This window comes from Paenibacillus sp. MB22_1 (assembly GCF_047200555.1).
In the GTDB taxonomy this organism is placed as follows: Bacteria; Bacillota; Bacilli; order Paenibacillales; family Paenibacillaceae; genus Fontibacillus; species Fontibacillus phoenicis.
The window spans coordinates 2,008,808-2,033,756 of sequence record NZ_JBLADV010000002.1 but is presented as its reverse complement, the minus strand read 5'-3'; the positions used below and the strand labels follow the sequence as shown (position 1 = coordinate 2,033,756).

Here is a 24,949-nt window from a genome sequence, read left to right as displayed (position 1 = left end):
ACTTCAGCTTGGTTACAACCAGCGAGCGGTCACCATTTTTTTGCGCGTATAAAATTCGACCCCGTCTGTGCCGTTCGCATGCAAGTCGCCGTAGAACGACTTCTTGTAACCGGAGAACGGGAAGAACGCCATTGGTGCAGGCACGCCCAAATTAATGCCCAGCATCCCAGCGTCAATGGTCTCCCGGAAGGTCCGAACGTTGGCGCCGCTGCTCGTGAACAGACAAGCCCCGTTCGCGAATTCCGAGCGGTTGGCGAGTTCGATCGCTTCCTCCAACGTCTTCGCCCGCATGACCGACAACACCGGCGCAAAAATCTCATCTCTGCCGATCGCCATCTCGCCATTCACCTGATCAAAGATCGTTGGCCCGAGGAAAAAGCCTTCGCCGCTTGCCGCCGCATCTTCGCGGCCATCCCGAACGAGCACGGCGCCTTCGGTAATGCCGCTTTCGATGTAGCGAATCGTCCGTTCCTTGTGCGACTGCCGGATAACCGGGCCAAGGAGCACGCCTTCGTCGAGACCGTTGCCGATCTTGATCCTGTCCGCAGCTTCAGACAGTCTGGCGACAAGTTCGTCCGCGATGTCGCCAACGGCAACGACAACGGCGCAAGCCATGCAGCGCTCGCCAGCAGAGCCAAACGCCGCGCTGATAATCTCCTTGACGGCAAGGTCAAGATCCGCGTCCGGCATTACGATCGTATAGTTTTTGGCCCCAGCCAATGCCTGAACGCGTTTGCCGTTGGCCGCACCGGTCTTGTACACGTATTCCGCCACCGGTTGTGAGCCAACAAACGAGATCGCCTTGACGCCGGGATGCTGCAGCAAGCCGTTTACAACATCATGCGCACCGTGTACGACGTTCAGCACGCCAGGCGGCAGGCCAGCCTCATGGAACAGTTCAGCCAGCCGGTTCGCCAGCAGCGGCGTCCGCTCGGACGGCTTGAGCACAAACGTATTGCCGCACGCAATCGCCAGCGGGAACATCCAGCAAGGCACCATCATCGGAAAATTAAACGGCGTGATGCCACCGACAACTCCGAGCGGGTAGCGGTACATGCCGGATTCCAGGTTCGAGGCAATATCCGGCAGCTGCTTCCCCATCATCAGCGAAGGTACACCTGCGGCGAATTCGACGCATTCGATGCCGCGCAGCACTTCGCCGTGCGCCTCGTTAAAGCTTTTGCCGTTCTCTTGCGTAATCAGGCGGGCTAATTCATCCCAATGCTCCACAAGCAGCTGCTGGTACTTAAACAACACCCGTGCACGGCGCGGAACCGGTGTCCGGCTCCATGCGGTAAAAGCTTCGGCCGCAGCCGAAACCGCCTGATCCACCTCAGCCTGCGTAGACAACGGCACCTTCGCCAATACTTCGCCTGTTGCCGGGTTGTAGACATCCTCCGTTAGTTCGGATGCGGACTTAACCCATTGTCCGCCGATCCAGTTGTTTAGCGTCGTTGAGTTCATAGCGCATGTTCTCCCCGTTTCTATAGGCCGGCCCACTTGCCTCTCAAGTTAACCGGCTGTAATCTCCCCGCGCTCGCAGCGCTGAATATAGTCCTCCACCGCTTTGGCAGTGGGCATCGCGTCCGAACAGCTGTGACTCGAAATCACAATACTTGCTGCCGCCCCGCCAAAAGCCATGCTCCGGGCGACATCCCACCCGGACATTAGTCCGTGAAGGAAGCCGGAAGCATAGGCATCGCCGGCCCCAAACGTCTTGATGACCTTTGCTGGATACGACGGAGCGCGATGCTCCAGGCCATCCTCCGTATAGGCGATGGACCCCTCCTTGCCATGCTTGATGACGACGAGCTTCGCACCGCGATCGAACCACTTGGCAGCGGTGTACCGGTCACTGCGGTCGGAATTCTGCTCGAATCGCTCCATGCTGTCGAATTCCTCGCGCGTCCCGAGGATGATGTCGCTTTTCTCCGCTACAAGGTGGCAGTACACCGCCGTTTCCTCCGGCGATTTCCAGGTATAAGGCCGATAGTCGATATCAAAAGCGACCGGAGTCCCGTGAGCCCGGGCATACTCCAGGGCGACGAATACCGCCTCCCGAGACGGACTTGCGGCCAGTGCTGTACCCGAGATCAAGAGCGCTCTGCTCTCCGCAATCAGCGATTCATTCACCTCCAGCGGGCCAAGCTTCAGATCGGCCACATTATCCCGATACATCAGGATGCTGCAATCCGTAGGGCTCTTGATTTCCGTGAACGCAAGCCCGGTGACCGCGCCGGTGTGGTCCGTCGAGACGCCGCTGTCGTCGATGCCGTTATCGCGCAGGTACGTTCGAATAAATCGGCCCATCTGATCGTCGGCCAATTTACCGATGAAGGCGACGCGCCGGCCGAGCCGGCTCATGCCGATGGCAATATTCGCGGGCGAACCCCCAACATACTTGGTGAACGTCACCGTCTGCTCCATCGGGCGGTTAATTTCGTTCGCGTTAAGGTCAATACATAGCCGTCCAAGCGCCGTGAGGTCAAACCTCCGGTTCTCCGGGAACAGCGAAACCAACGTTGTCATGAAGGGTCCCCTCCTTCAGCCGGAATCAGCGAGTGCAGATAGGCAAGCGCCTTCGCTGCATATTCCCGCGGCGGATGCTCCGCCGGATCCTGCTCGCCCTCAAGCATGGCCCAACCGCTGTAACCGCGGCTGATCAGCTCAGCGATGATCGGCCCAAAATCGATGCAGCCGTCGCCCGGAACCGTGAATACGCCTTCACGAATGCAGGTGATGAAGTCGGAGCCGGCTTCTTTTAGCTTACGCAGCCTGTCGTCGCGCACGTCCTTCAGATGAACGTAGGCGATGCGGTCGTAATGCTTGCGGAGCACTGTCAGCGGGTCCGCCCCGCCGTACAGCGCGTGCCCGGTATCAAACAGCAGCCACACCGATTCCGGATCGGTCAGCTCCATCAGCTTGTCGATCTCATCGGGCCCTTCGATGACCGTGCCGCCATGGTGGTGGTAGGTCAGCTTCAGCCCGTACTCGCGGGCGATGCGGCCGGCAGCGTTAAGACCTTCAGCCAAGCTGCTCCATCCCGCATCGTCCAAAGAAATAACGTTCCGCTCGTTTGGCGTTCGTCGCGGATCAAAGTGCAGTGAACCGCCAACTTCACACGTGCTTATCACCTCAGCCCCCATCTCTTTCAGAAACTTTACATGCTTCCGGTATGCCTCCAGTTCCTGCTCCCGATAAGCCGGGTCGGAGAAGAGCACCGACTTCCATTGCGAGACCAGCTGGATGCCGCGTTTGGACAACTCCTGCTTCAGCAAGCCGATCTCGGTTGGATATTTTCTCCCCATCTCCGTTCCCGTCAGACCCAGCGCTTGGATATCATCCAGGATTTGTTCATACGTGGTGTCCGCTCCATGCTCCTTGACGTCTTCCCCCACCCAATTAATGGGATGCGCCCCTAAGCGAAAAGAAAAACCACCCATCCTCATCCCTCCCCGTTGCCGGTTTCGATTAATAAGCTCTTGCCTGCCGAATCCGCTCGTTCATGGCTTCGTGGGCCTTCATAACCCGTTCGCCGGTTGAGACCGCAGGGACGCCTACGTTCCACCAGGACTCATAGCCCTCCGTATTGGTGCCAGGCAGCACCGCGATCTCGATCAGCGTCGTCCGCGTCTCTGCCTGGGCCAGGCGAAGCGCCTCGCGCAGTTCCTCCGCGTTCGAAGCTTTGTACGAAGCCGCGCCAAGACTGCGGGCGTGTGCAGCGAAGTCAATCGGAAGCACATCGCCCGTATAGCGGCCTGTGCCAGCCTCCCGATAACGGAATTCATTGCCGAAGCCATCGCTTCCGTGCTCGCGCTGCAGGTTATGAATGCATTGGAAGCCGTGGTTATTAAACAGCAGCACCGTCATTTTCCGGCCTTCCTGCAGGCTGGTGATCAGCTCGGAATGAAGCATTTTAAATAGCCGCCGTCCCCTACCAGGGCGTAAACCTCCTGCTGCGGTGCTGCCAGCGACACCCCAAAGGCGCCGTTCACTTCATAACCCATACAGGAGAAGCCGTATTCCATATGGTAGGTATCCGGCCGGGACGTCCGCCACAACCGCTGCAGGTCACCAGGCAGACTGCCCGATGCGCATACGATAATCGCGTCGTCGCCGATCACTTCGTTGATCACCCCAAGCGCACGTGTCTGCGCAAGCCCGTCTTCGCGTTCCAGCCCATATAACCGGTCGACCTCCCGATCCCACTCGGCCTTGAGCGCTTCGATCTCCGTTTCGCCGTAAGCTGACGCATACCCCGCCGCCGCCAAAATTTCCGCAAGCGCCGGCAGCGTTGCCTTCGCATCTCCCGCAAGCGGGATCCCGTCCAGCTTGACGCCGTCCAGCCGGCTGACGTTCACATTCACAAACAGTGCGTCTTCCCGGTACGCCGACTTGGATGCGGTCGTAAAGTCGGAATACCGCGTACCGACGCCGATGACGAGATCGGCCTGATGGGCGAGCCGATTCGCCGCGAGGCCGCCGGTGACTCCAATACCGCCGACGTTAAGCGGATGGTTCCAAGGCAGGACGCCTTTGCCCGCCTGCGTCTCCGCCACCGGAATGCCAAAGCGCTCGGCGAATGCCGCCAGCTCAGCCTCCGCCCCGGAATAACGCACGCCGCCGCCTGCAACGATGATCGGACGGCGCTTGGCTGAGATGGCTTCCGCCGCCCGACGGAGCGCCTCCTCAGACGGACGATGCCGCTCAATGACATGCACCCGCTTGTCAAAAAACGCCTCCGGGTAATCATAAGCCTCTGCCTGAACATCCTGCGGAAGCGCAAGCGTCACCGCCCCCGTCTCTGCCGGGTCCGTCAGCACGCGCATCGCGTTCAGCGCTGCGGTCATCAACTGCTCCGGACGAACGATGCGATCCCAATACTTGCTTACCGGCTTGAAGCAATCCGTCGCCGCGATCGTGTAGTCGTGGCCGGCTTCCAGTTGCTGCAGCACCGGATCAGGCTGCCGTGAGGCGAAGTTGTCGCCGGGCAATAGCAGCAGCGGGATACGATTGACCGTTGCCGTCCCTGCTGCGGTCACCATGTTCAGCGCGCCAGGACCTATCGAGGTCGTGCACGCGTAGATGCGCCGGCGCCGCGATTGCTTCGCAAACGCGATCGCCGCATGGGCCATGCCTTGCTCGTTCTTGCCTTGCACGTATACTAGCTTGCCTGGGCTTCGTTCCAGCGCCTCGCCGATGCCCGTTACATTGCCATGGCCAAAGACGCCCATGACCCCAGCCACGAACTTCGTCTCGACACCGTCGACGGATACGTATTGATTGTCCAGAAACCTTAACAACGCTTGTGCCATTGTAAGCCGGATCGTCCGCATTTTGCCCTCCCACTTTTCATTAATCGCTTTAAAATACAACGCTTTCATTTCTAACGGAATGATACAATGAATTTTAGTGAAGCGCTTAATTAACTTTTTACTATAAATTTAAAGTAAGCGCAATCATTTTTTTTAGGCTTGGGTCGATCTCGACAAAGGTTGCGATATATCGGGAATGTCTGAGATATCAAGTCGAAGCGGTGGTTATTGGGACGAGCATGGACAAACAAAAAAATAAAACAACCCGGTATCATATTTACGATCCCGGGTTGTTTTCATGATAATCTAGTAAAGCGCTTTACGTTATATATTATGATTTCATAGAAGGCCTCCCTCGCCTACGATTTCCATCGTCTGGAGGATAAGCCCATTCCACGCGAAAAACTGCCAAGCCATCGGGCGAGCAGCACGCCAAGGATTGCTCCTGCCAGCAAGCCCAACGCCGGAGAATACAACTTGGCGCCCAGCGCCGCTGTCCAAACGATGACCGCAGGCAGCAACAGCAGCTGCATGGCCGGCGCCCCGCTGCGGTATTCCAGCGACTCCTCCAGCGGGAGAATCGACATCAGCTCGCGCTCAAAGAAGGATTTTCGGTGGCCATTCAGCCAGTAGACCAATAGCACAAGCAATGCCACATACACAATCAGATTCACTGCAGGATATGGCGGCAAGACGATGGCAGCTAATCCAGCCAACGTCATTTGGGCGTACAGCTTCCACTCGCTGCCGCGAAAGAACGCCTTGACCAGCGCCTCGGCGATGCGAGCCTCCGGCTGGCGTGAGCGCGTTAGTCGGCGCAGGCGGCGGAATAACCAAGGCTTGGAGCCTCCGGGCCGCGGAGGTTTGGGCCGCTCAACCGCCGGAGCGAGGAGCAGTGCAGTCAGCCTCGTACGCTGCCGCTCCTCCTCGCGAACCTCGGCATCAAAGCGGCCCCGCAGGCGGAAGCGGAACCAGCCGAGCGCGCCGGCAAGCAGCGCCAGCACCGGCAGGGCGATCCCGGTCGCCAGCCCGGCTGGCCGCCCGGCTTCCGCCGACGTTGCGGCCCAAGCGGCCCAAGCCCCGAAGCCCGCCGCCAGAGCCGAATAGGCCAGCGAACGCAGCACCAGCAGGCGCCAGCCTGCGGTTAATACGCCAAGTAACTGCTGGATGAGCATCTGCACGATTTTTGCGGCCCACGCGACGACATAGACGCCGCCAATCATTGCCCAACTCATCCCATAAACGCGAACCAGCAGTGGACTTAGCACAGCGATGGCAAGGGCCAGCACCACGGCTTGAACCACGGCTGATGCGGCCAGTCCGCTAAGCATTAACCTCTTGATCCATTGGGGCCGCTGACGCAAGAATAGAACATCTGCCGCTTCGATATAGAAGGATATCCCGCCGCTGCTATACAGAACTAGCAGCAGCAGGACCGGAATCATCGGGTATGGCAGCCCGGCCAGCCAAGCCGGCAGCTCCTCCCGCCATAATCCGTAATACGCTCGACCGCCTAACAGCAACCCGGGAATGCCAAGATATAACAGGATCGTCAAATCAAACGTAAACTTCAAGACGCCCAGCTTCTCCCGCAACCGGTCACGCCAGCGCCGAAGGAACAAGCGCCTCACCGTCATGGATACCATTGATGCTGCGGATGCCGCAGGCGTCATTGTTGTCATCGATGTTTTGCTGCTCAACCCGCGCCCCCCTCTCTCTGTTTTCCGGGCTCCATCTTTTTTATTGACACCGCTCTCATCAATCATTGACAGTTAAAGCATCGAAGCAATCAAACAAGGAAGCCCCCGGCATCCCCGCAGCCGCACGGATATCGTCCAGCGAGCCGCCCGCTTTGACCTGTCCGTCGGCAACAAGAATAAAATCATCACAAATCCGTTCCGCCGTATCCAACACGTGCGTGGACATCAACACGCCGGCACCGCGGCGGCGCTCTTCTTCCAGCAAGCCAAGAAAATCTTTGGTTGCCCGCGGATCCAACCCAATAAACGGCTCGTCCACAATATATACGTCCGGACGGCCAAGAAACCCGATCATCAGCATCATTTTCTGCCGCATGCCTTTGGAGAAGCCTCCCGGCAACAAGTCGCGCGCGTCAGTCATGCGGAATTTCTCCAGCAACGCCGCAGCTTCCCGCTCAAACGTGGACTCGTCCATTCCATATACGGCAGCAGCCAACCCCAAATGCTCCCATAACGTCAGCGTATCGTAAAATACCGGCTGCTCCGGAATATAAGCATAATGGTTCGCCCCGCCATGAAAGGTCACCTCTGCGTCTGCAAACGGCAGCAAGCCAAGGATCGCCTTCAGCGTGGTGCTCTTCCCCGCTCCGTTAGGCCCAATAAGCCCGGTAAGAACACCGGGCTTCACTTCAAGCGAAATTTGCTTGATGGCGGCCTTTCCTGACTCATACCCCGCCTCATGAATATTCACTTCCAACCATGCTTGTGTTTGTTCCAATAAGAATCTCCTCGAATCTCCAGTCATTTCTTTCATTATAAGGCATGATGGCTTTTTGTACATGTCGCACCGGAAACCAGGAAAATCAAGCTACTTCCGTTACGCCTTCACAGCCTCTACAGCCTCCGCACCCGAAACCGCTGGCACAGCTGCGGCACGATCCCGCTTCATAATGGCGGGAGCAATCGACAAGAGCAGGAAGCCCATAACGGCCATGAGGCTGCCCGATAGAATGAAGGCGGGCTCCGGCCCAAAGGCGGTCACCAGTGAGCCGCCAAACAGCGGTCCAATCAGCGTTGCGGTCGAAGTCAAGCTCGATACCGTACCGAATACGCGTCCGGTCACCGCTTCCGGGGTCCGCTGCTGCAACGTAACCTGAAACGGGATAAACGTCATCCCCGCACCTAACCCGGCGAAGGCGAACAGTGCCAGCATTAACGCCATCACTCCTTCGGTAAACGTGACCTGGCTTGCGATAAAGCCCGCTGCCGCGAACACCAACCCCAGCATGGCACCGCCGATCCCCATTTTATACAGCGGCGTAAGCTTGAGGTGCCTCGTGAGCCACGCTGCAGTTAAGGTCCCTACCCCGCTAAACGTGATGCACCACCCCAGCAAATCGTCGGGCACCCCGGGGATCTCCCGGAACAAGACCACAGCTTGCGAATCAGCGATTTGCAGAACAAGCAAACACGCGCACAAAGTCAACGTGGCAACGGCAAGCAACGGAATGCCGCCGATGATTTTGATGCCGGCCGCCATTTCTGCCCAAAACCCCCGCTTCTGTTTCCCGGATGCCGCTGATTCCCCGGCTTCCCCTTCCACCGGTTTCGACAATGCTGCAACGCTCCGCAACTTGCCCGGCACCTTGGTTAGCAAGAGCGCCGAAACGAGAAAGGTTCCCGCATCCACCACAAAACATACGGTTACGCTAAATACCGCCGTCAGCATCCCGCCCAGAGCCGGACCGATAATTTTGGTGCCCTGTTCAATGATCGCACTGTAGGAAACGGCCTGTTCCAACTGCTCATGCGGCACAATCTCTTTAATTTTCCCGTTCTTCGCCGGGGAGAAGATGACGTCCAAGATTCCCTTGAAGATCAACAGGACGTACACCTGCCAGATCTCCATTACGAACACGAAGCCGAGCAGCACCCCAAACCGCACAAGGTCGGAGAAGACCATCAACTTTCTGCGTTCAAATCGATCCGCAAGCATGCCCGCCAACGGTCCGCCCAACAATACCGGCAACACCATACAAAGCGAGACCATTGTAATTTCCCAAGGCGTGGCCTGCCATTTCAAGCCAACCATCGTCAGCAAGGCGAGCAAATACAACCAGTCGCCGATGTTGGATACCAACTGCGCCGATAACAGCGCTAAATAAGCACGATTTCGCAAGAGGCCGGAAGTTTCCCGGCTGGCCAAACCTTTCCCCAATCTTCTCATCTTCGACATCCCCTACTCCGCTTTGATTTATGAAGTTATCTTAATGAAACGGAAGGGGGATTCCATCCGTCTCGGGGCCGATTCCGTCCCTGCGCCGCAGAATGAAATTTTTGCGGTCCTAAGGCAGAGGGGATTACATTTATTTCCATACAAAAAAGACGCAAATTGTGATAAATTATATTTTTTTTAAATCTCAGGTGGTTTAAGATTACAAGTACTCGATCAAGTTCAAAGATTCACAAATATAAAATAAGGGCGGGATACACATGATGACCACCGAACAACGCGGAACGGATTTGTCACTGCATTTGTACCGGGTTTTTGCCAAATCATTTAAGAGCGTCAACGAGCATGCGGTCATGGGGAGCAAAATCCAAGGATTTAATCCTACGGCCTTTGCCGTTCTGGAGGTCCTGTATTACAAAGGCTCTCAGCCGATTCAACAAATCGGCGCGAAGCTGCTGCTGCAAAGCGGGAACGTGACGTATGTGATCGATAAGCTGGAAGCGGCCGGATTGCTGCACCGAACGCCTTGCCCGCGCGACCGTCGTGTAATTTATGCCAATCTGACACCTAAAGGCAAAGAGCTGATGGACCGGCTGTATCCGGAGTATGCGGAGCGGATTGACCACGCGCTGAGCGGGCTGACCGATGAGGAGAAGAAGGTCATGATTGAATTGCTGAAGAAAATGGGCCGTGAAGCTGAGAAGCTTGCCCCGTTGCTGCGGAAGTAAGATCCAAATAGGCTGTATCCATGGCTCATCGGCATGATGAACCTGGACACAGCCTACTTCGGGAAATCCGTGAGAATTTCCTTACATACAAATAGAGGGATGAAATCACCTTATCTTTAGGAGCTATGGGCCGCCCGATAAGGTGATTTTTTATGGTAGCTCCAACCCTTAATGGGTCGGGTCCATATCCTTGTTGTGATCACGGTTTTCCATATTGGTGTGCCGTCGGTCATTCACCTTTTGTTGCATCTGTTGGGCATGATGGGCGTTGACCGGGGTCCGGTCCAGATCCTCTACGACATTCGTCAAATTTTTATCGATTCCCGATTTGCTTCGTGCCATCGCATAGGTCCTCGCTTTCTCGTTGTTAAGGGTTCGTCAGCGGCGCCAAAGCTTGCGCGCATTCATGAATATGACGGACATAGTCTCCGGTTAACTCCTGAATTTCCTGGCTGTTCTCCGCAATGGCCTGCCCATCCCGCTCCACATCTACCAGCTCGACACGAACCTCGCGCGGGTCCATATAAGAGCATTGAAAATCGAAGGAATAAAGCTGATGTCCCGCCGCATTGATATGAATCCGCAGCCCCTGGGGGTCCGCCCCATCAGCTTGCACCTGTACGGAGTCTCCCGGGTTCAAGTATTCCGGCAGCTGCTTCTGCCAAGCGTTGACGAGCGTGTGTTGGTCCACATTCATGACCTTGTTCATAGTTACACCTCCCCTTTCCTATTAAGGTGCGGAGAGGCAGGCTTTTTTATACCGTTTCATGTAAAAGATACGGCAAACCGCGGTCCACTCAAAGGTCGCTGGAAAGCCAAACGGGCCGTCCCCATTTCGCAGAGACCGCCCGCAGCAACAACATGATTTAAGCTCTATCGATGGAGGGTTCCCCCGCCTCAACGTCCTCCTCTTGCTCCGGTGCTTGGTTGCGCAGCCCGAAAGCGAATAAGATGCCCACGATCCCAAGCACAGCCATGACGATAAACAGCGTATCCAAGCTTTGCGCCAGCACTTCCTTTAGCTCGCTCCACAGATCAGGGGCAAGCAAGTGGACTTTCTCTGGTGACAGCAGTTGGTCGATATCATCCTGGGAGATTGGAATCCCTGACGCCGTGCCGTTCTTCGTCCGGGCGACAATCTGCAGATTAATCAAGGTACCAAAGGCGGTGACCCCAATCGTCTGCCCAATCGATTTGACGAAGGAATTTAGCGCCGTAGAGGCGCCGCGCAGGTTATAACCAACGGAGGATTGGGAGATGATCGTAAATACGGTAAACGAAAAACCAAACCCGATCCCGTACAGCGCGTTATAAATCAACAGCGGCCAGATCGGTGTTCCGCCTTGGATCGTAGCCAATCCTAACGCACCGAGGGCGATGATCACCATTCCGATCAGCGAAGTGTTACGGGAGCCGCGGGTAATGATCCAACGGCCGCCCAACACCGAGCCAAGCATCCAACCGATGGACATGGGGGCGAGTACGAGACCGGAGGTCGTCGCATTTTGCCCCTGCACTCCTTGAACCCAGAGCGGCAGATACGAGGTTAACCCGATGAGCAGGGCGCTTGCCAACAGACTGGTGATATTGGAGAAGGCGATATCCCGGATACGGAACAGCTTCAGCGGCACCAGCGGTTCCTCGGCCCGTTGCTCAACGACGAAGAACAGCACCAGGAAGCAGGCCGCCACAGCAAAAATCCCGATCAGCCAAGGCGAAACCCAATCAAACTGTTGTCCGCCCGTCGCCAGCCCAATCAGCAAAGCGGAAACGCCAATCGTAAAGGTGACCGCTCCCAAATAGTCCACCTTCACCTTCCGATTTTCAATCTGTTCATGCAGATAGACGATGATGAAATAGAGCGACAGCAGGCCAAACGGTACATTAAAATAGAATGCCCAACGCCAATTCAATGAATCCACGACATATCCGCCCAGCAGCGGCCCGATCAAAGAAGAAATGCCCCAAACCGAGCTGATCCAGCCCTGAATCTTGGAGCGTTCCTCGATGGAATAAATGTCGCCGATAATCGTAAACGTCACCGGCAGCAGGCCGCCGGCTCCGATCCCCTGCAAGGCGCGGAACCCGATCAGCTGTCCCATGCTGTGCGCCGTGCCGGACAGGACCGAACCCGCCAAGAACAGCAGGGAACTGATCACAAACACCGGTTTGCGGCCGTACAAATCGCTGATTTTCCCAAAAATCGGCGTAGTGACGGACATGGTCAGCAAATAGGCGGTAAACACCCAGCTCAGCAGCCGGGCGCCGCCCAGATCGCCAACGATCCGCGGGCCTGCCGGACCGATGACAGTCCCTTCGATCGCCGCTAAAAACGTGGACAGCAGCAAGCCCGTTAAAATATAATTCCGTTTCAATTGCATTGGTTTCATGATGAATAAAACTTCCTTTCTTTACTTTCCGGGCAAGGATTCCATAAACACTCATTATAATTCAACCCTCTGAAAAAAGAAAGCGGACAACAAACACAGGCCCTTTCCTGGTTTGTCGTCCGCATGTTTACGTATCGTCTATTGGATCGTCTGCTTCATCGTTATCGTACCGTTTCCTGTCCAGCTTTAATCCCGCTCTTCGTCCTGAAGCTGCCCTTCCGCGATCCGCCAACGCTTGACCCGTTGGCCTTCAAACAACTCCGGCTCATGGGTGATCATGATCAGCGCGGCACCTTGGTCCAGCGCCTCACGGCACAAAGCCGTTAACAAGCGGACACCGCTGTAATCGATGCCCGCCGTGGGCTCATCGAGAATATACAGCCGCTTCGGGCAGATCATGACAGAGGCTGCGCTCAGGAGCCGCTTCTCCCCGCCGCTTAACCAATACGGGGAATCGCCGGTTTTACCGCTTAAGCCGATCGCCTCCAGCATCCGTTCCGCGCGCTGCCGCCATTCCTCCGGCACAGGATCCCGCGGCCGCAGCCCAAGCTCAGCGCGCGGGCTGTACAGCAGCTCGTCCAGCACCGTCGAAGCAACGAATTGCTGCTCCGGCTGCTGGAACACGTAGCCGATCTCGGACGCCAGATCGTACAGCGTCCGGCGAGCGGTATCCTTGCCCTGCCAGAACACCGTCCCTTTGGGCGGGCGCAGAAGGCCCATCAGCAGGCGGGACAATGTGGTTTTGCCGGAGCCGTTGTCCCCGCACAGCAGCCGCCATTCGCCAGGGTACAGCGTGAGGCTAACATCCCGCAGCACCGGCTCGGCCCCGCGGGCGAAGGCGTAGCTGAGCCCGCGCGCTTCGAGCAGGGGGGTGCGGAACACCGGCGCAGCGGCCGCGGGAGCCGGGGCGGGCGCTGCGGGACGCTCGGCGGCGGGCGTGTGCTCGGCTGGAGCTTGAGCGAGCTCAGCCGAGACGGCCGAGACACGCGCCGGGGCTGGGGCCGGCGCTGAGGCGAGCTCCGCTGCCGTCGCCTTAGCAAGGGCGGCGTGCCCCTCCGGGCCGCCGCCGCTTGGGCCTGGGCCTGCTGCCGCCGCCGATGTGCCGGCCGGCAGCAGGCCCAGCGCTTCCAGCCGCGCGCTCGCGCTGCGGCGGATGCGCTCCGCCGGACCGTCCAACGCGACGGTTCCGGCGTCCAACACGACGAGCCGCGGCGCAGCCAGCGCGAGCTCGTCCATCCGGCCGGACATCGTCACGATGGTCCGGCCTTCGCCGTGCAGGCGGCGCAGCAGCGCCAGCAGCCGCCGGCGCGAGGCGGCGTCGAGGCTGGCCGCCGCCTCGTCGAGCACGAGCAGCGGCGGCTCCAGCGCCAGCACCGCCGCGATCGCCGTGCGCTGTCGGCCGCCGCCGGACAGCGCGTGCACGGGCGTCAGGCGGCGAGGCGTCAACGCCACCGCCGCCAGCGCGTCCGAGACCCGCCGTTCCAGCTCGGCGGCGGGCACGCGCAGGTTCTCCGGGCCGAAGGCGACTTCGTCTTCGACCCGGCCCTGCACGAGCTGCGCGTCGGGGTCCTGGAACACGACCCCGACGCGCCGGGCGACCTCGCCGATCTCCGCTTCCGCGGGATCGACGCCGTGCACGCGCACTCGGCCCGAGCGGCTCCCTCCCCCGGCGCGGGGAAGATAACCGCTGATCAGCTGCGCCAGGGCCGATTTGCCGCTGCCGCTCGCGCCGACGACCGCCATCCACTCCCCGCGTTCCACGGTGAGCGTCACGTCGCGCAGCGCCGGGACTCCGCCGGGCTCAAACGCATAGCTGACGTCCTGCAGCTCCAATGCCGGTTCCGGCATTTTACGCCTCCGCCCGGCGGCCGACCGCGAAGCGGCGAAGCAGCCCGCTGCTAGCCAACGCATCGCCCAGCAGTTTGACCAACAGCCCGCACAGGATCATGCCGCTTAATACCCGAACGACGAGGGCGATCAGCAGAACATCCATGCCCCACTTCGTATAACCGTACATCTGGGCCGCAAAAAAGAACCACAACGGCACCATCGCCCCGCCGGTAATCAGCAGCATCGGCAAGCTCCAGTTTTTATAACGTACGAGGGCAAAAGCCGCCTCCACAATCACCAAATAACAAGCCGCAGCCACAAAGCAGGACAAAATGCCATACGCCGTTCCCATAAACGCTTGGACAACCGCACCGATACCATAGGTGATCAGGGCCGTCCCCGGTTTGCGGATAATATAATACGCCAGCAATCCGTAAATCATATACAAACCGGTGATCGTTGAGGTGAGGATCGGTCCCCCCAGCCCATTCAGCGCTTGATTCACCGGTGACAGAAACACCGTCATGACCGCGTTAGCCGCTGCCAGCATCGCCATAAGTACAATATCAAGCGTCGTAAAGCGCTGAAGCACTTTGTCGGAACTTCCTTCTTTCACTTGAACCATCCTCTCATCCATTTGAATTGTTAACCACAAGTGATAATTTAGGTTAACAATTTGTCCGCGTCAAGTCCTTTTTTTCAAATTTAACCTGAACTGCCTTATCTCTAGGGCCCGCATGCTTGTAAAAAGTGAACATCCAACAAGTCAAAATCCGTTACAGCATCCACAGGCCCGCAGTCAACACCAAGCTTGCCAGCATCGTCCATACGCCAACCGCCTTCAGCGGCACATCCCGCAAAAATGTGCGCTCCCGGTACGCACCAAAGCCCTTCACGTCCATCGCTCCTGCGGTTTGTTCCACACGCCGAATCGCTCCGGTGAACACGGTGACCAACTGCCCCCGCCACTGCGCAAGCCGTTCTGCAACCCCCCGCGGTTTGCGACCCAACCGAAGTTTACGGGCGGCTGCCGCCTGTCTTCCTTCCTCCGCAAGCAACGGCAAGAACGTCATCGCCAGCGAAACGCCAAACACAAACCGGTAAGGCAGCTTCAAACGGGTCGACATCATCACAACAAAATCCTTGGGATTCGTGGACTCGATATAAGCCAGCGAGGACAAAAACAAATTCACCAGCCGCAAAGTCACGGCGGCAGCGTCCTCAAGCGCAGTGGCCGAAATCGGCAGGAATCCCCCGCCCCCGGCACTTCCCTCCCGAAGCTGCACCGCCAGCGCGGTAACCACAAATAACGGCAGACCAAAGCCTAAGATCCAGGCGATGCGCCGCAATAACCGGGCCCAGCCAATCCCGGCCCCCAGCTTGGCCCCCGCCACCAATACCAGCAGCAAGATCACCTGCCGCTGCAGCTCGTCCCAATGCATGGCAAGCGCAGCGATACAAGCTAATGCGACCAGCTTACTGAGTGGGTCCAAGTGGTGCAGCATTCCGCCGCCATATTTTTTTTCAGACTTCATCATCGTTAGGTTATTCCTCCCGAGTAATACTCTTTCTTCAACAAAGAATACATCAACAAATCAACAAAACCGTTCTCCGTCTTCTGATACTCCCGCAACAGCCCTTCTTCCATGAACCCAAACGCTTTCAGCAACTTGCGGGAAGCGTTGTTGCGTGGATCTACCAGCGCTTCTATCCGGTTCAGTCCCATCGTCTCGTAGCCGTACGCAAGCAGCATTCGCAGCGCCTCCGACATATACCCGTGCCCCCAATATTCCCGGCCTAGGTCATAGCCGATTTCCCCGCGATAAGCCCCGGCCAGCTCCCAAACATTAAAGCCGCAGCTGCCAATCAGCTTCTGTTCATCCTTCAGCTCAATGCCAAAACGTAGCGTATCCTCGCTCTCAGATAAACCATTCAGCAGGTTAATCATTGCCCAAGTATCCTCCACCGAGGCAAACGGCGGAAGATTCATATACTTAATGACTTCCGGATCGCTCCAATACCGAAACATCACCTCGGCATCGCTTCGCTCCATCCGCCGCAGCCTTAGCCGTTCGCTTTCCAGCACAGGAATGTCTCCGCCGCATTTGTACACGCCCGCCTTCTCCCCCTTTCCACCTGTGGTCATTAATCGCTACATCCTTTACTAGCTAATCATATCGGAATGGGCTCGTCAAAGGGACGGGGTAAATTTTCCGTATGGCGATTTTCCTTCCAACTTTTCGGTGATACTATAAAAACGTAAGAGAGCTTCACGGATAGGCTCGCAAGGAGGAACCCAGCGACATGGTATTTACGATCGTTATTTTGTTCTTCATGCTGATTGTATTGGCATTCGTAAGCGGCTTGCCGCGGTTTGCGGTGCGCCAAATCACCCAGATGCGGCTGCAGACGAACGAGAGCATTTACGAGTATTTGGAACGAACCGGGGTATTTACCCGCGACCAATTCGAACGGCTGCCCAAACGACAGGTTCAAGTCCGATCCCGAGATGGGCTGAAGCTCAACGGGTATGTTTTGGAACTGTTTCCTGGAAGCCAACGCTGGATGATCATCGTACACGGCTATACGGTTTCCTTGCTCGCCTCCACGCAATACATTGACGTGTTCCGGAAGGCAGGGTTTAACATTCTGCTGGTCGATCAACGTCGACATGGCGGCAGTGAAGGAAACTACACGACCTATGGATATCAGGAAAAATACGATGTCCAAGCCTGGGTAAACTGGATTTTGGAGAATTACGGGGAGAATAGTGTGATCGGCCTGCATGGCCAATCTTTGGGGGGTGGAACGGTGCTGGAGTATCTTGCCATCGCCCATCCGAACGTGAAATTTGTGATCGCGGACTGCCCTTACTCGGACTTGACGGAGCTCATTCGACATCAGATCACCAAGCTGAACAAGCTTCCGGCCAAACCGCTCTTGCCGCTGGTCGATAAGCTGCTGCATCGCAAAGCCGGCTTCCGGCTGCACCAGGTCAGCCCAATTAAAGCCGTTGAGAACAGCAAGCTGCCGGTGTTATTCATCCACGGTACGGAGGACAACTACGTTCCGACTTATATGAGCCGGGAAATGTACCAAGTGAAGCCTGAACCTAAAGAACTGCTGCTCGTGGAAGGCGCGGTCCATGCCAATGCCTACGGCATCAACCCGAAGCGGTATGCCGAAGTGGTACATGGCTTCATCGAGAAGGTTCTTGGCGCGGAAATGCCAGAGGCCGCTTACTTGCCGAGCATTTGACTTTGGGCCATCACGATATACTGGTCCAGGCGCTGGCTTATTTCCAGAATGGCGCCGCTGCTGAAGTTATCTTGAGTAGCGGCATTCATCAATTCCGTGCGCAGGTGCTCGATGGTCGCCTTCAAGTCGTTGCTGATTTTATTATTGGTACGGCTTGTGCCTCGGAGAGATTGAGGTACCATAAAAATCACCTTTTCATTAATCTTGTCCCTATTTTACCGCATGATGCCAAAAAACATATTTTGCAAATTTGATAAAAAATAGCACTGAGTGTCGGACTTTGTAAGATATAAACGGTTCTTCGCTCTTAGGGATGCTATCCCTCGACAAAAAACTTCTTTATAATAGTTGTATCGCTGCCGGCAACCTTATCTCGCCCGCAGTTTTTAAGGAGGGAATCATGCATGTTTCATGCCAATGAATATAGCGGTACCCGCGAAGAGCGGCAGCAAGCCGTCTTGTCGCAGCTTCAAGCGCTCATCAGCGGGGAGACTAACCAGGTAGCCAATCTAGCCAATGCGGCTGCGCTGTTGAACCATTACCTGGAGGATATCAACTGGGTCGGCTTTTACTTATACGACGGCAACGAGCTGGTGCTCGGACCGTTTCAAGGCCTGCCGGCCTGCATCCGGATCCCGCTTGGCAAAGGGGTCTGCGGCACCAGCGCAGAACGCCGCGAAACGCTGCGGGTGGAGGATGTCCATGCTTTTCCAGGCCACATTGCCTGTGATGCGGCATCCAACAGCGAGATCGTCGTACCGATCGTTAAGGAAGACCGGCTGATCGGCGTCCTGGACATCGATAGTCCGCGGAAAGGACGCTTTGACGCGGAAGACCAAGCGTTCCTCGAACAATTTGTGGCGACGCTGGCCCAGCAGCTGCCGGTTCCCGCTTAACGGGGATTACACTTCAACTGCGACTGTTACTCAGACTGGGATCCTTACCCCAACTCACTCTCACTGTAGCCGCTGCGATTCCTGCAAAAGTGCAGTTATTTTAGTCAAAATGGGAGAAAATCACGAAATTGATGCAAAAGTGCAGTTTTTTTCGCTCGAAACGCCGGATTTCCGGAAATGGGCAGAAAAAGCCTGCACTTTTGCAGTTTTTTAGCTCCAAATCGTACTTTTGACAGAAAAAACTGTACTTTTGCAGCTATCTCCCCCCTAGCGAACAAAACTAAAGCGCGAGCCTAAGGACCGAACGAAACGGACCTCTAAACTCGCGCTCTTTCATTATGCCTGACGCCTGGCTAACTACCGCGCAAAGTTAATCCTCCCCCGGTTTCTTGATAATCATCAAGCCTTCCACGTGCCGTTTGCTCATCAGCTTGCGCTTTTTCCGGTTTTCCTTCGAGTCGAACACGATATCCAAATCGTAATCCTCCGGATACAGAGACTCGCTCTTAAGATAAGGCTTTAATCGCTTATGGTTCACCTTGATTTTCTGCTTCTGCACCTGAACTAACGCCATTCCTCGCAAATCCGGCGGTTCCACGACGATACCAATCTTCCCGATGGAAGTGACGAGAACGGCGTCGCCCACCTCAAACTTGCGGGACGGCGGAAGGGCTGCTTCTCCGGTTGCCGCCTCAGCGTCAGCGGGTTTCCCGGCCCCCGTTACGGTCTCCGTTCCTCCGCCGTTCAAGCCTGCTGCTCGCTGGGGCTTCAGCTGTCCCTTAGCTCCCGAACCTTTCCCCGGCTCCCCCGCTGCTCGCGAACTCCCGGGCACAGAAGCTGCCTTATCCCGTGCATCCCGCGCAGCCGCTGATGGCTTCGCGGGTACGATCTCATCCCAACGCAGACCGCCGCTGCCAGAGCCATCGGTGGATTGCTGGCGGCTGACGATATGCTGCGAGCGTTCGATGATCCCGCCGGACATCCCCAGCTTGCGGGCGATTTCGATCGCATAACTGCGGCCGGACTGCCCGATGGTCAGGCGGTACAGCGGACGCAGCGTCTCGGCGTCGAATTCCATCCGCGCGTTCTCAAATCCCTCCGCCCGGGAAGCGAAGGTCTTGAGTTCGTTGAAATGGGTCGTGACCATTACCGTCGACCCTTTCCGGGCGAACTCCTCCAGGATCGCAATCGACAAGGCGATCCCTTCGCCTGGATCGGTGCCCGCCGCCAGCTCATCGATCAGCACCAGGGTAGCGGGGCCCGACTCTTTCAGGATTTGTACCAGCGCGCCGATCTGAGCGGAGAACGTGCTGAGTGACTGCTCCAGGTTCTGGCCGTCCCCGATGACAGCGCGGATGCCCTGGTACACCGCAAACCGGCTATCCGGCGAGACCGGCACCAGCAGACCCGATTGCACCATCAATGTCAGCAGACCAAACGTCTTCAGGACGACCGTTTTCCCGCCGGTATTGGGACCGGTGATGATCAGCGTCCGGTAATCCGTACCGATCGCCATATCCAGCGGCACCATCGTCTGCAGCAGCTTCGGATGCTTGGCGCCGCGAATCACCGTCTCTCCGGTCTCGCTGAGCTGCACCTCGGTCCCGCCGATTGCCGCAGCGTATTTTGCCTTAGCGAAAATAAAGTCATACAACCCTGTAATCTCGATATTCCGAATCAGGTCAGCCGCTTCCCGTTCGACCAATCCGGCGAGGTATCCGAGGATTTTCGCTTCCTCCCGGGCCTCTTCGCCTTGAAGCAGCTCCAGCTCGCTTTGCAAGGCTGCCACCTCCTGGGGCTCGATGAACGCGGTCTGCCCGCTGGTCGATTGGTCCAGCATACGCCCATTAACTTGCTTGTAGTAGTCTTTTTTCACCGGGATCACGTATCTGCCGCCGCGTACGCTTACGATGTTCTCCTGCAAAATCGAGGCGTGACGAGCCATAACAGCCTGAATCCGCTTCTGGATCCGCTCTTTGACGATGCTGATTTTTTTACGTATCTTCTCCAGCTCCCGGCTGGCGTCATCCATAATCACTCCGTGCCGAATACAACGGAGAATCTCCTGCTGCAGTGCAGGCAAATCCTGCAAATCGGTCGCATAAATGCCGATTCGCCAGGCCAGCTCGCCTTTGGCAGCCATATATTTCTTGAGTTGCCCGCAGCTGTGCAGGAACATCTGCACTGCCGTCAAATCCTGCTCCGTGAACAGATACCCTGTGCCCAGCAATGAGACGACCTGCTCGATCCCTTCCAGCGAAGGCAGCGGGACACTGGCTCCCTTCCTGTACAGGGCGACCGCCTCCGCCGTTTCCGCAATCGCCCGTTCGATGGCCCGCTTCTCCACCATCGGTGCGAGCTCTTCGATGCGTTTCCGTCCGGCATAAGATACCGCGTATCCCAGCAATTCCCGTTTGATGCTTTCATATTCCAATGTACTTAGCGAAAATCTCTCCAAGGGAAATCCTCCTTCAAAATGGTTGATCTTCCTTCTTTCCGGAATAAAAAAAGGCAAAGGACGCACGTATGCCATCCTTTGCCTATACTTCTCCCGCTCTCTGCCGATCCGGGTAATCAAAAAAGCCGTGCTGAAAACAGCACGGCTTGATCGTTATCAAGATAACGGCAGCTAATGGGGAGCTGCAAGATGCTTTCGCGTGTGTTCTTAACTATTCATAGACCGAAACAAGCGTACGGAAAAATACATGCGCGCTTAAAACTCAAGCGGCACGTTCCTGTACTCGTGTCTCTGTCCCTATGAAATTACTAGTTAAGAACCTTCACCGACATCAAGATCTCTCCTCTTTCGATCACGAAGCATTATTCCGAAAAGAAGGAATACGTTTAATTTACCAAAAAGGGGCGTTATCCGTCAATAATACGGCTTTCGACGTCAGTGTCAAGCTAGCGTGGGCAGTCATTTAAGATGCCTGGAACGCGAACCCCGAAGGAACCTCTTCCTTGTAAGCGCTTTGCTTCGTTCTTTCATCAAACACAAGTGATTTGTCAGAATTTTTTGCCGTTATCCGCGAAGTGCTTTGAGTGCCATACCCGTTGTGCTGCTTTGCTTCGGTCCTTGCAGCATGCGAATCATTCCAGCGATACAACCCTTGACCGGTTGCGTCACGTTCTTGAGCAATTGCCGCATGTTTATCGACTGCTGCGGCGTTGCCTGCTTACTCGCTTGTCCTTCAACCGTTCTTACCACCGTGCCCGCTTCTTGAATCCTCATCATCGTCCTCAGCATCGCCCTGACGCCTCGCTCACTCCAACTGTACCCGCCACGCTTCGTCCGCTTGGCGAATATACGCATCTGCGATTCCGCGCTTCCCATCGGGCGCATGCCGCTTGTGTCGATCCCCTTCGCCTGGAGTGTTTTTCGGTAGTCGTCCAAATGCTTCTCATGCCGCTTTAGAAATCTTTTATACGGCTTCCAATCCTTCCGGTTCTCTTCCGCTATCTCTTGCTCCGACACGCCTTCCAGGACCGCCATAAGCGCGGCTGCATCCTGTTTGGCCAAAGACCGTCTCACGGTCTCCCACACCTGCGGCAAATGACCGACAAAGCGTTTCAAATCACGCGCCACATGAAAGCGGTCCAGCATGTACAGACATTGGTGAAAGTAGGATGTACATTCCCCGATCCACGCCGCGCCGTCTCCGTTCACCACAAGCCACGTGTTCTCGTCGATTTCGTAACGCTCCACCAGAAAGTCCCCGAACCCTTCCCAGAAGTCGCCGCCGCTCGTATGCAGGTAATGCTGTTTGTTCTTCAGCTGTACCCGCTTGCCGTTCTTCTCCCAGCCTTCGTGTACGACTGCAATTGCGTTCTCCATCCCGCGCTTTTTGCTCCGCTGCAGCTTCGTGTACAGCCCATCCACTTCCACGAACAGCACGCGGGCAGCGCGCCGTTTCACCGCTGGCATCGGCTGTTGCGCACGCTCCATCAGTTTTTCCCTGATCGCTTGGTGGCTCAGCACATTGTAGCCCAAAAGCTGCTCCAGCCGCTTTGCGCTGTCCCGGTACGACGGTCCTTGGCTTGCGAATGCGATTGCTGTCTCTTCCAAATGCGGACTGACTTTCCCGCGCCCTTCGAATTGCAACAGCTGATCCAGCAGATACACGTGTTTGCCGCTTCTACGGTCACAGTACAATCTCCGCTTAAAGCGCACATTCCCGAACACTGTGTTGACGCTTGTTTCACGCTCGTCCTTTACTCGATAACGCTCTCGGTCCCGTTCCTCCAGGATCTGCTGATCCAGCGCCTCCAGTACCTGCTTCATCGCACGAGCGAATTCCTCCTGCATTTTCCGGAAAATCCATTGCTCAATCTCTTTCATCGTCGGCATTATTGTGGTAAAGTGGCTCACAGGAGCTTCCTCCTTCTTGGTGTGTTGTGCGTCAAACATCACTTTACCAAGGGAGAAGCTCTTTTTCTATATCCGCTTTTTCCAATTCCTACACCCACAGAGATTTTACACTATCGCTTTCGACGCGTTGCATACGGCTTTAAGTGGAATATCTTGCTAATTGAGTGAATTGATTAATTTTATTCTTGCGGCCATTTCATGTATTATATATGGGGTGTTAAAATTGTAAACTCGGCATTAATTTCAACTAAGGAGTTTTTACGGAAAGGAAGGAAACGAAGTGTCACAGTTCAATCGCATCCGGCTCGCCAGCATCAAGCCGTTTGTCTTTTTCTCTGTCATTATGATCTTCAAGATTTATCTCGTCTGGACGGCTATCTTTGATGTAGTACCCGCTTGGGGGCCATTGTTGAAGGAAATCCCGTTTATCTGGATTTTGTTCTGCTTGATTGAATGGTTCTCCTCCAAACGTAAGATCGGCCTTTATTTAACCGTCAATTTGATCGTTACAGCCATTTTCTTCGCCGCTGTTATGTACCATAAATATTATGGGGTTATCGTGAATTACACTGCCCTGCAGCAGGTGAATCAAGTCACCGCGGTGAAGAACAGCGTGTTCTCCCTGCTGGCGCCTTATTATCTGCTGATCTTTATGGACATCGTGGTGATCGGCTTCTGGTTGTTCCGGAAGAAACGCGCCGAGAAGCTAAAAGCTTTATTTAATCTAAGAAAAGCCAGCACCGGCGTCATTACCGGAATTTTCGCCTTTTCCCTGCTGCTGTGTATCTTTAATGTATGGCCGAACCGGGCCAGCATGAATGAGATCAAACAGGCCGAGCAAATGGGCATCCTGAACTATGAAACGTACACGATTTTCTCCAGCGCCAAGAAGGAAGAACTGGTTGACAAGGACCAGATCTCGCAAGAGAAAATCAATAACCTGAAAGGCATTACCATCCCAGCGGAACCGAAATATTTTGGTGCGGCCAAAGGCAAAAACCTGATCATCATTCAGATGGAATCGTTCCAGAACTTCCTGATTGACCTGAAGATCGATGGTCAGGAAGTCACGCCAAACATGAATAAACTTGTTAAGGAAAACACCTATTTCAAGCATTTCTATCAAATGGTCGGACAAGGGAACACCTCTGATGCCGAGTTTGTTGTGAACACCTCGTTCTACATTCCGTACAATGAGGCCGCAACGCAAAACTATCCGGACAAGGATCTGCCAAGCTTGCCGAAGCTGATGCGGGATCAAGGGTATGATACGGCAACGTTCCACACGAATGTCGTTGATTTCTGGAACCGCGGCGAATTGTACAAAGCGATTGGCTTCAACCGCTATTATGACCAGAAATGGTTTGGTACCGAAGACACCGTCTTCTTTGGCCCTTCGGATGAAGTGCTCTACAAGAAGACAGCTGAAGAGCTGGATCGCATGCAGCAAACGGGACAGCCTTTCTATACTCAAGTGATCTCGATGACGGCTCACCATCCGTTTACAACACCGCATGACAAGGATAAGATTCAGTTGCCTGAACGTTACCAAGACAATATGGTTGGCGATTATTTGCGGGCGCAAAGCTATGCGGACTACGCACTCGGTCAATTTATCGAGGATCTGAAGCAAAGAGGCATCTGGGACAACAGCGTGGTTGTCATTTACGGTGACCATCTCGGCTTGCCAATGTATTCGCTAGACAAACATGGACTTGAGCTAATGAAAGAAATTTATGGCCGGGATTACAGCTATATTGATATGATCAATATCCCGCTGCTTCTTCATGTGCCGGGTACCGATATGCCAGATGTCATGGACAATGTCGGCGGCCAAGTGGATATCCTGCCGACGGTAGCCAACCTGTTTGGCATCAATCTCGATAATCATATTCATTTTGGTGAGGATTTGCTGAACCAAACATCTTACAACCTGTTACCGCAGCGTTACTATCTGCCATCCGGCTCGTTTATCAACGACCAGGCGCTGTTTATCCCAGGGGTTTGGTATGATGACGGTACGAAGTATCCGCTCCCCAAGGACGGTGTGACCCAAGCGTTAACGACGGAAAGCGAATATAACCGTGCGCTTGAACTGCTCCGTCTCAGCGACAGCTACGTGAAGCAGCTGCCTGACCGAGAGAAAGAGTAGGATATCTTGCCACAAAAAACAGAAAGAGCCGCAGGCGCCCTTCCCGGGCCGCCCTGCGGCTCATCTTTTATTCTCACA

At 55.7% G+C, this 24,949-nt stretch carries 20 protein-coding genes and 1 pseudogene; 4 read left to right on the top strand and 17 right to left on the bottom strand.

All coding sequences use genetic code 11. The features are described from left to right. Positions 1-12: 12 nt before the first annotated feature. The 7 genes and pseudogenes from ACL02P_RS21130 to ACL02P_RS21100 form a co-directional block, all read right to left on the bottom strand. Positions 13-1,464, bottom strand: a complete 1,452-nt coding sequence (locus ACL02P_RS21130) for a CoA-acylating methylmalonate-semialdehyde dehydrogenase (RefSeq protein WP_260071801.1) — start codon at positions 1,462-1,464, stop codon at positions 13-15. Positions 1,465-1,512: 48 nt separating this feature from the next. After that, a complete protein-coding gene (iolC, locus tag ACL02P_RS21125; RefSeq protein ID WP_009224091.1) occupies positions 1,513-2,529 on the bottom strand; it encodes a 5-dehydro-2-deoxygluconokinase in 1,017 nt (338 codons plus the stop codon). Then, entirely contained in the window at positions 2,526-3,443 is a 918-nt protein-coding gene (gene iolE, locus ACL02P_RS21120) for a myo-inosose-2 dehydratase (RefSeq protein WP_412838024.1), read from the bottom strand. The genes iolC and iolE overlap by 4 nt, the downstream gene beginning before the upstream one ends. Positions 3,444-3,471: 28 nt before the next feature. Beyond that, positions 3,472-5,336: pseudogene (gene iolD / locus ACL02P_RS21115) on the bottom strand (3D-(3,5/4)-trihydroxycyclohexane-1,2-dione acylhydrolase (decyclizing)). 338 nt (positions 5,337-5,674) lie between these two features. Further along, positions 5,675-7,015, bottom strand: coding sequence for an ABC transporter permease (locus ACL02P_RS21110; protein ID WP_412838023.1), 1,341 nt, complete (start codon positions 7,013-7,015; stop codon positions 5,675-5,677). 58 nt (positions 7,016-7,073) lie between these two features. Next, a complete protein-coding gene (locus ACL02P_RS21105; RefSeq protein WP_016313578.1) occupies positions 7,074-7,793 on the bottom strand; it encodes an ABC transporter ATP-binding protein in 720 nt (239 codons plus the stop codon). A 99-nt stretch (positions 7,794-7,892) separates the two neighbouring features. Continuing rightward, a complete protein-coding gene (locus ACL02P_RS21100) occupies positions 7,893-9,242 on the bottom strand; it encodes an MFS transporter (RefSeq protein ID WP_412838022.1) in 1,350 nt (449 codons plus the stop codon). Positions 9,243-9,508: 266 nt separating this feature from the next. Here ACL02P_RS21100 and ACL02P_RS21095 point away from each other — a divergent pair, with 266 nt between their 5' ends. Continuing rightward, positions 9,509-9,976 (top strand): MarR family winged helix-turn-helix transcriptional regulator, encoded by a 468-nt coding sequence (locus ACL02P_RS21095; protein WP_009224086.1) that lies wholly within the window; start codon positions 9,509-9,511, stop codon positions 9,974-9,976. Positions 9,977-10,144: 168 nt separating this feature from the next. On the opposite strand, the gene ACL02P_RS21090 is transcribed toward ACL02P_RS21095, so the two are convergent. The 7 genes from ACL02P_RS21090 to ACL02P_RS21060 all read right to left on the bottom strand — a co-directional run bounded on the left by ACL02P_RS21090 (position 10,145) and on the right by ACL02P_RS21060 (position 16,342). Continuing rightward, a complete protein-coding gene (locus ACL02P_RS21090) occupies positions 10,145-10,318 on the bottom strand; it encodes a hypothetical protein (RefSeq protein ID WP_412838021.1) in 174 nt (57 codons plus the stop codon). A gap of 25 nt (positions 10,319-10,343) precedes the next feature. Beyond that, positions 10,344-10,685 carry a hypothetical protein gene (locus tag ACL02P_RS21085; RefSeq protein ID WP_009224084.1) on the bottom strand — a complete coding sequence of 114 codons (342 nt, stop codon included), beginning with the start codon at positions 10,683-10,685 and terminating at the stop codon, positions 10,344-10,346. 157 nt (positions 10,686-10,842) lie between these two features. After that, the gene (locus ACL02P_RS21080; protein WP_412838020.1) at positions 10,843-12,366 is read right to left on the bottom strand and encodes an MDR family MFS transporter; all 1,524 of its coding nucleotides are present in this window, start codon (positions 12,364-12,366) and stop codon (positions 10,843-10,845) included. A gap of 186 nt (positions 12,367-12,552) precedes the next feature. Continuing rightward, on the bottom strand, positions 12,553-14,214 hold the full coding sequence (locus ACL02P_RS21075) for an energy-coupling factor transporter ATPase (RefSeq protein WP_339301319.1): 1,662 nt from the start codon (positions 14,212-14,214) through the stop codon (positions 12,553-12,555). 1 nt (position 14,215) lies between these two features. Beyond that, positions 14,216-14,821: an ECF transporter S component gene (locus ACL02P_RS21070; RefSeq protein WP_009224081.1), complete on the bottom strand. Its 606-nt coding sequence runs from the start codon at positions 14,819-14,821 to the stop codon at positions 14,216-14,218. Between the two features lie 151 nt (positions 14,822-14,972). After that, positions 14,973-15,734, bottom strand: coding sequence for an energy-coupling factor transporter transmembrane component T family protein (locus tag ACL02P_RS21065; RefSeq protein ID WP_260071540.1), 762 nt, complete (start codon positions 15,732-15,734; stop codon positions 14,973-14,975). Between the two features lie 2 nt (positions 15,735-15,736). Continuing rightward, positions 15,737-16,342 (bottom strand): GNAT family N-acetyltransferase, encoded by a 606-nt coding sequence (locus ACL02P_RS21060; RefSeq protein WP_009224079.1) that lies wholly within the window; start codon positions 16,340-16,342, stop codon positions 15,737-15,739. 158 nt (positions 16,343-16,500) lie between these two features. On the opposite strand from ACL02P_RS21060, the gene ACL02P_RS21055 reads away from it, so the two are divergent. Further along, complete coding sequence (locus tag ACL02P_RS21055; protein WP_009224078.1) at positions 16,501-17,454, top strand: alpha/beta hydrolase; 954 nt, start codon at positions 16,501-16,503, stop codon at positions 17,452-17,454. On the opposite strand, the gene ACL02P_RS21050 is transcribed toward ACL02P_RS21055, so the two are convergent. Continuing rightward, positions 17,436-17,636: an aspartyl-phosphate phosphatase Spo0E family protein gene (locus ACL02P_RS21050; protein ID WP_036644485.1), complete on the bottom strand. Its 201-nt coding sequence runs from the start codon at positions 17,634-17,636 to the stop codon at positions 17,436-17,438. The two genes, ACL02P_RS21055 and ACL02P_RS21050, sit on opposite strands and share 19 nt — an antisense overlap. A 222-nt stretch (positions 17,637-17,858) precedes the next feature. On the opposite strand from ACL02P_RS21050, the gene ACL02P_RS21045 reads away from it, so the two are divergent. Continuing rightward, positions 17,859-18,350: a GAF domain-containing protein gene (locus tag ACL02P_RS21045; RefSeq protein ID WP_009224076.1), complete on the top strand. Its 492-nt coding sequence runs from the start codon at positions 17,859-17,861 to the stop codon at positions 18,348-18,350. A gap of 370 nt (positions 18,351-18,720) precedes the next feature. Here the strand turns inward: ACL02P_RS21045 and ACL02P_RS21040 are convergent, their stop codons facing one another. Together ACL02P_RS21040 and ACL02P_RS21035 are read right to left on the bottom strand one after the other, a co-directional pair. Further along, on the bottom strand, positions 18,721-20,808 hold the full coding sequence (locus ACL02P_RS21040) for an endonuclease MutS2 (RefSeq protein ID WP_260071541.1): 2,088 nt from the start codon (positions 20,806-20,808) through the stop codon (positions 18,721-18,723). Between the two features lie 564 nt (positions 20,809-21,372). Continuing rightward, positions 21,373-22,719 carry an ISLre2-like element ISTco1 family transposase gene (locus tag ACL02P_RS21035; protein WP_412837013.1) on the bottom strand — a complete coding sequence of 449 codons (1,347 nt, stop codon included), beginning with the start codon at positions 22,717-22,719 and terminating at the stop codon, positions 21,373-21,375. 280 nt (positions 22,720-22,999) lie between these two features. Between ACL02P_RS21035 and ACL02P_RS21030 the strand changes: the two genes are divergently transcribed. Then, positions 23,000-24,871 (top strand): LTA synthase family protein, encoded by a 1,872-nt coding sequence (locus ACL02P_RS21030; RefSeq protein ID WP_260071542.1) that lies wholly within the window; start codon positions 23,000-23,002, stop codon positions 24,869-24,871. Positions 24,872-24,949: the final 78 nt, after the last annotated feature.

Excerpts from the sequence above, each read along its gene's own strand:
- ACL02P_RS21055 (WP_009224078.1), top strand. The coding sequence starts at position 16,501 with ATGGTATTTACGATCGTTATTTTGTTCTTCATGCTGATTGTATTGGCA.
- ACL02P_RS21075 (WP_339301319.1), bottom strand. The coding sequence starts at position 14,214 with ATGCCGGAACCGGCATTGGAGCTGCAGGACGTCAGCTATGCGTTTGAG.
- ACL02P_RS21080 (WP_412838020.1), bottom strand. The coding sequence starts at position 12,366 with ATGAAACCAATGCAATTGAAACGGAATTATATTTTAACGGGCTTGCTG.
- ACL02P_RS21060 (WP_009224079.1), bottom strand. The coding sequence starts at position 16,342 with ATGACCACAGGTGGAAAGGGGGAGAAGGCGGGCGTGTACAAATGCGGC.
- ACL02P_RS21045 (WP_009224076.1), top strand. The coding sequence starts at position 17,859 with ATGTTTCATGCCAATGAATATAGCGGTACCCGCGAAGAGCGGCAGCAA.
- ACL02P_RS21050 (WP_036644485.1), bottom strand. The coding sequence starts at position 17,636 with ATGGTACCTCAATCTCTCCGAGGCACAAGCCGTACCAATAATAAAATC.
- ACL02P_RS21090 (WP_412838021.1), bottom strand. The coding sequence starts at position 10,318 with ATGGCACGAAGCAAATCGGGAATCGATAAAAATTTGACGAATGTCGTA.
- ACL02P_RS21130 (WP_260071801.1), bottom strand. The coding sequence starts at position 1,464 with ATGAACTCAACGACGCTAAACAACTGGATCGGCGGACAATGGGTTAAG.
- ACL02P_RS21085 (WP_009224084.1), bottom strand. The coding sequence starts at position 10,685 with ATGAACAAGGTCATGAATGTGGACCAACACACGCTCGTCAACGCTTGG.
- ACL02P_RS21095 (WP_009224086.1), top strand. The coding sequence starts at position 9,509 with ATGATGACCACCGAACAACGCGGAACGGATTTGTCACTGCATTTGTAC.
- ACL02P_RS21100 (WP_412838022.1), bottom strand. The coding sequence starts at position 9,242 with ATGAGAAGATTGGGGAAAGGTTTGGCCAGCCGGGAAACTTCCGGCCTC.
- iolC (WP_009224091.1), bottom strand. The coding sequence starts at position 2,529 with ATGACAACGTTGGTTTCGCTGTTCCCGGAGAACCGGAGGTTTGACCTC.
- iolE (WP_412838024.1), bottom strand. The coding sequence starts at position 3,443 with ATGGGTGGTTTTTCTTTTCGCTTAGGGGCGCATCCCATTAATTGGGTG.
- ACL02P_RS21065 (WP_260071540.1), bottom strand. The coding sequence starts at position 15,734 with ATGATGAAGTCTGAAAAAAAATATGGCGGCGGAATGCTGCACCACTTG.
- ACL02P_RS21070 (WP_009224081.1), bottom strand. The coding sequence starts at position 14,821 with ATGGTTCAAGTGAAAGAAGGAAGTTCCGACAAAGTGCTTCAGCGCTTT.